General features: G+C 38.3%; 7 protein-coding genes. 4 read left to right on the top strand and 3 right to left on the bottom strand.

The window, feature by feature from the left end; translation table 11 throughout:
• The coding region (locus GQR46_RS15650) for a MarR family transcriptional regulator (RefSeq protein ID WP_165741416.1) at positions 1–424 on the bottom strand (424 nt) is incomplete at its 3' end.
• A gap of 153 nt (positions 425–577) precedes the next feature.
• On the opposite strand from GQR46_RS15650, the gene hmgA reads away from it, so the two are divergent.
• Positions 578–1,879, top strand: coding sequence for a homogentisate 1,2-dioxygenase (hmgA, locus tag GQR46_RS15645; protein WP_165741415.1), 1,302 nt, complete (start codon positions 578–580; stop codon positions 1,877–1,879).
• 2 nt (positions 1,880–1,881) lie between these two features.
• Complete coding sequence (maiA, locus tag GQR46_RS15640; protein WP_165741414.1) at positions 1,882–2,511, top strand: maleylacetoacetate isomerase; 630 nt, start codon at positions 1,882–1,884, stop codon at positions 2,509–2,511.
• A gap of 33 nt (positions 2,512–2,544) precedes the next feature.
• On the opposite strand, the gene GQR46_RS15635 is transcribed toward maiA, so the two are convergent.
• The gene (locus GQR46_RS15635) at positions 2,545–2,778 is read right to left on the bottom strand and encodes a TIGR02647 family protein (protein WP_007582405.1); all 234 of its coding nucleotides are present in this window, start codon (positions 2,776–2,778) and stop codon (positions 2,545–2,547) included.
• A 138-nt stretch (positions 2,779–2,916) separates the two neighbouring features.
• Here GQR46_RS15635 and GQR46_RS15630 point away from each other — a divergent pair, with 138 nt between their 5' ends.
• Positions 2,917–3,219 carry a DUF1496 domain-containing protein gene (locus GQR46_RS15630; RefSeq protein WP_165741413.1) on the top strand — a complete coding sequence of 101 codons (303 nt, stop codon included), beginning with the start codon at positions 2,917–2,919 and terminating at the stop codon, positions 3,217–3,219.
• 54 nt (positions 3,220–3,273) lie between these two features.
• A complete protein-coding gene (locus GQR46_RS15625) occupies positions 3,274–3,582 on the top strand; it encodes a VF530 family protein (protein ID WP_010553962.1) in 309 nt (102 codons plus the stop codon).
• A 50-nt stretch (positions 3,583–3,632) separates the two neighbouring features.
• Here the strand turns inward: GQR46_RS15625 and GQR46_RS15620 are convergent.
• On the bottom strand, positions 3,633–5,232 hold a 1,600-nt coding region (locus GQR46_RS15620; protein WP_165741412.1), incomplete at its 5' end, for a diacylglycerol kinase family protein.

Here is a 5,232-nt window from a genome sequence, read left to right as displayed (position 1 = left end):
TTAATTTATTATTTAACTTATCAATAATACTCACTAGCACTTCGTATTCTTTGTTAGTCAAAGAGCTTAGTAATTGTTTTTCCCAATTAAGTGCATCGGGCGCTATTTGTTCATATAAGCTTTGACCTGCTTTGCTCAGTACAAGTAAGGCCGCGCGTTTGTCTTGCTTATTTAGCTCACTTCTCACTAAACCTTTATCTATTAAAACTTTTACCGCGCGTGAAACAGTCGACTTGTCCATATTTGCTTGCGCGCATAAATCCTTTGCGTTGCTTTGGCCATACTGCGCTAAATTAGCAAGTATTCGCCACTGAGGAATATTTAAACCGTATTTAGTTTGATAAACCTCGGCAAAGTCGTTACTTACACGTGTTGCTACATTCGTTAATTGATAAGGTAAAAACGTTGCTAAATCAATTTTCATTTTTAGTTATCCCAGCTTTGTAAGGTTTACTTTGGTGTTCATTAATATTTACGCAGGTGCGTAGTTGCACATTTGATATTAGTCTCACTTGAGAGTATCTTAACTGAAATAAAAATAATATTAAACCAACCCCCCCTCTCACAGGAGTCAGTAATGGCGACACAATTAAGTTATATGACAGGTTTTGGTAATGAATTTGAAACACAAGCGCTACCCGGTGCACTGCCAATAGGACAATTTAGCCCACAAAAGGTTAAATACGATTTATACACTGAGCAATTTAGTTCGACTGCATTTACGGCTCCTCGCGCTTCAAATCGCCGCACTTGGTTTTACCGCCTTCGTCCTTCGGTAGTGCAAGGTGATTACCAAGCAATTGATAACGGCCTAATAAGAACAGCCCCAATTACTGAGGCCGTAACACCACCAACAATGCTACGTTGGAATCCTATTGATATGCCTTCACAGCCTACTGACTTTATTGATGGCTTGGTAACGATGGCAGCTAATGGCAGTGCTAATGGGCAATCGGGTATTGGCATTCATGTATATGTCGCTAATCAGTCAATGCAAGGACGTTACTTTTGCAATGCCGATGGCGAAATGTTGTTTGTTCCTCAGCAAGGTGAGTTATTAATTCACACCGAGTGCGGCAAGTTAAGCATTAAACCAGGTGAAATTGCTGTAATTCCCAGAGGAATTAAGTTCTCTGTTGATTTAATTGATGATACAGCGCGGGGTTATATTTGTGAAAATTATGGCCATGCGTTAGAGCTTGCAGAGCGAGGACCTGTTGGTGCAAACGGTTACGCCAACGACAGAGACTTTCAATACCCCGTTGCTGCCTTTGAAGATAAAAAAGGTGACTTTGAGCTTGTATCTAAATTCAACGGTAATTTATTTAGCTGTGAAATTAAGCACTCTCCTTTTGATGTGGTTGCATGGACCGGTAATAGCTCACCCTATAAATACGACTTATCGCGTTTTAATGTAATAAATACAGTGAGTTTTGATCACCCCGACCCGTCTATATTTACCGTGCTAACCTCTCCTTCTGCTACTGAGGGTATGGCAAATGTCGATTTTGTGATATTTCCACCACGTTGGATGGTAGCCGAAAATACATTCCGCCCGCCGTATTATCACCGCAATATTATGAGTGAATTTATGGGCTTGATTGAGGGTGTGTATGATGCAAAAGAGCATGGTTTTGTACCTGGTGGTGCAAGTTTACACAATTGTATGTCGCCACATGGACCTGAAGCCGACGTATTTGAAAAAGCCTCAAATGCTGAGCTTACACCACAAAAATACGAAAACACATTGGCCTTTATGTTTGAGTCGCGCTATATAATTTCACCAACAAAATATGCACTAGAAGGCAAAGAGCGCCAACCAAACTATACCGATTGCTGGCGTACTATTAAAAAACAATTTACAGGTTCACAGGATTAATTATGAAATTATACAGCTACTTTCGCTCATCAGCGGCCTATAGGGTACGTATAGCGCTTAACTTAAAAGCAATTGATCATGAACTTGCTATTGTTAACCTTTTAAAATCGGAGCAGCTTGGGGAAGAATACTTAGCGACTAATCCGCAAGGGTTACTACCTGCACTTGAAACCGATAATGGTGTTTTAGCACAATCGCTTGCAATACTGGAATGGCTTGATGAAACTTATCCGCAATCGCCATTAATTACAGGAACTGCGTGGCAAAAAGCACAAATAAGAAATTTAAGCTTTGCCATTGCCTGCGATATTCATCCTGTTAATAATTTACGCGTGCTGAAGTATTTATCGAACGAATTAGGTGTTGATGACGAGGCTAAAAATAAGTGGTATCGACATTGGATAGAAGTGAGTTTTGAAAAAATAGAACTGATGCTAAACGAAAATGATGACTACTGTTTTGGTAATCAACCAACACTTGCTGACATTTGTTTAGTGCCGCAAGTATTTAATGCAATTCGTTTTAACGTAAATATGAGCGCTTATCCAAAAATTGCAGCTATTTACGAACACTGTAATAAATTAGCTGCATTTAATGATGCTGCACCGCAAAATCAACCCGATGCAAATTAAGCTAGTTCAGTAACTAACTAGAGTTCAGGTTAGCTAGCTTTGTAGCGCACTATGAATAACCGTAATGTGCTCAATTAAATCTAAGCCCAGATCAGTTAAATATCCGCCATCTGGGCTATCTATAATCCCTTTTTCAAATAAACGTTGCGCTGCACTAAGTAAGCTTGGCTCTGCGTCTGAGTGTAATTTAATACCCTGCATTTTACTGTCGCGAGGAAACTTCGCTAATAGTGTGAATTCTTCGATCATTGTTTGATTAAATTGCATTGTGTGCACCTTTTTATTTGAATCCAAGTTGTTCTGTGAGTAACTAAGTTTATAATTAAAATCACTTTGTGTACTTTACACTAGCACGTTTTTTAGCTTAATGTATTATTTTTAACCCTCCCTATTTAAAGGCCTCTAATGCGTAACTTTTTAATTCTATGCTTTTGTTTTAGCAGCTTATCGTATTCAATACTTAGTGAAGCAACAACCCTTAAAACCCATTCAATTATTGATGCAAACCAGTTTGTAAATGAAGAATCAAACTGTTGGTACGACAACAAACGCTATAGCGAAGGCGCGTTAATACAAATTCACTCTTTTACACTTTTATGCGGTGCTAAAAACCCTCAACACAGTAACAGTCAACTCATTTGGCTTAAAATAGATAAACAAGGTAATGCTATTTACCCAACCGCTCCTAAAACAATCACTGTGAATTAGCGCTAAAAGCTGATTTGAGCTACAATGCACGCAGTTTAAATAAGTAGTATGGCTATGGATAATCAACCTAAAAACCCTTTACATGGGGTAACGTTAGAACAAATACTTGTTGAGTTAGAACAGCGACTTGGCTGGAGAACCCTTGGCGAGCAAGTGAAAATTAAGTGTTTTACTGATCAACCGAGCATTAAATCGAGTTTAAAGTTTTTGCGTAAAACGCCTTGGGCTCGCGATAAAGTGGAAGCACTTTATATTCACACTATAAATAACAAACCTATTCGTAGACCAAAAAGTGCACCGAGAGAAACATCTTCTCAAGCGCCGGATACAACAGGGTTTGTTTGGCCATCAATTAAAAAATGATGTAAAAAAGGAGCTAATTTAGCTCCTTTTTTAATTGTAACTAGCGCGATTTATTGCTCTTTGCAAATCACATTTAATGAGGCCGGCTCAATAGTAATAACGAGTCTGTGAGCAGTTTTAACTTCCCCATCAAGTACGTACTTAAGCTCTCCTTCGCCTGTCACCTCGACTCTTTTAGCATTTGTATGATGCGAATTTATAGCTAAATGTGTTTGCGTTAAACTGCTAAACATCAGTTCTGCAATACTCAATATTGTCGTAGAATTTTCATTATTTGGTGTTAGCCAATTTACATCAAGAAGCCCGTCACTATGATCTGGCTGCCCACCACCTTGAGCCAATAACGTTGTAAAAGGCGCAGCATTAGCCACAATAAAGCTATTTGTACATATTTCTTTCGGCTCATTATCATCGAGTTTTACACTAAGTAGCTGTGATTTTTGCTCACCAAAGGCTTCAAAAAAACCATTTAAATAGGCAAGTTGCCCCGACTTATTTTTCGACTCTCTATCTGCTTTTTCTATCATAGATTGCTCAAAACCAATACCCGCTAATAAAAGTACTAATTCGTTATTACAATAAGCGGTATCTATTGTGCTTGTTTGACCATCTATAATTAAGTCACAGGCTTGTTCAACAGGAATAAATTTAGAGCTAATCCCCATTAATACATGCGCAAGTGCGTTTGCAGTCCCCATTGGTATAATACCTAGCTTACATTGTGTATTTACAAGTACGCTTGCAACTTCGGCCACTGTACCATCGCCTCCACACGCTATTATCATGTCTGGTTTTTGCGTAATCGCTTGTTTAGCAAGCTCAATACCGTTTACGTCTTGTGAAGTAGTAAGTACTTTTAAATCGTAATAGGCCGATAACCGCGCAACAATTAAGTGCTCTTTTTCTTGCCATAATCGTGTACCAGATACTGGATTTGCAATTAAAACTGCTTTGTTTTTAATCAGCAGCTCGCCTTTTTTATGGCGCTTAGCTAAATGACGCAGCTGATGCTTATTTAAGTTTGCGGTTTCGCGGGTTTCCTTTATTTGTGCAAGTACTTCATGTACATCTGCATTTTTGTTTTGACTCAATAAATAAGCCGCCATTACAAAAACTGACCGCCCACGGCCTAAAGCACAATGTACAACTACGCGACGGTTTTCTTTAATATGATGATGTATCCAATTAATAGCCTGATTTAACTGAGAATGGGTAGGAATACTATGATCGAGCACCGGAATGTTTAAGTAATTTATATTCTCTTGTGTTGAACTCCACTCGAGTCCGTCAAATTCACACGTAACGTCTAAAATTGCAGTAATTCCGTTATCTTTTAATGTGTCTATGTCTGAGGGAAATAATCGGCAAGCTAAAAATAGGTTTTCGTTTATTTTTTGAATTGGCGGCACTTTATCGCGCTTACGTGACCAGGCATTATAAATTTGCACACCAAATAAAAATGGCACAAACGCCCAACGTATATAAAATGGGATCACCCCATTTTCACGTTTTCTAAATATTTTTGCTGTATTAAAAATATATGCGGTACTCACTAATAAAAGTGACAGTGCAGTCCAATAAAAAACAATAGCAAAGTAAACAGAGTTTACTTCCCAACCAATAAAAATAAGTAGTAATGCTAAAAGTGAA

The sequence above is a fragment of the Pseudoalteromonas sp. Z1A6 genome, assembly GCF_011378745.1.
Classification (GTDB): Bacteria; Pseudomonadota; Gammaproteobacteria; order Enterobacterales; family Alteromonadaceae; genus Pseudoalteromonas; species Pseudoalteromonas arctica.
This window is presented reverse-complemented; position numbering and strand designations above follow the sequence as displayed.